This is a genomic window from Halomonas sp. ND22Bw (genome assembly GCF_003011945.1).
Taxonomy (GTDB): Bacteria; Pseudomonadota; Gammaproteobacteria; order Pseudomonadales; family Halomonadaceae; genus Halomonas; species Halomonas halophila.
Genome location: NZ_PXWD01001234.1, coordinates 1 through 258, shown reverse-complemented (window position 1 = coordinate 258; position 258 = coordinate 1). Strand labels below are relative to the sequence as shown.

Here is a 258-nt window from a genome sequence, read left to right as displayed (position 1 = left end):
CAAAGCTCTGCGCCATGCGATCGTCGCGGCAGGGTGGGTGACCGACCCCGCCGGCGATCCGACGACGCCCGAGGCATATCTGGACCTGCTCCGCCCTCTTTACGCTGCGGGACGCCGGGATCTCCCCATCGGGCGCCTGCTGGAGGGGCATGTCGATGCGGTGCAAATCGTGTTTCGATACGGCACGTCGTCCCAGGTCGCTGCGTTGCGGGCGCGGATCGCTGCGGGAGCGATGCTGGGTGTGTGGAATGCGGGCCT

General features: G+C 68.2%; 1 protein-coding gene. It reads left to right on the top strand.

Going from position 1 to position 258, the window contains the following annotated elements:
* Positions 1 to 37 precede the first annotated feature (37 nt).
* A partial coding sequence (locus CVH10_RS26985) for a hypothetical protein (protein WP_219924999.1) occupies positions 38 to 258 on the top strand: 221 nt, incomplete at its 3' end.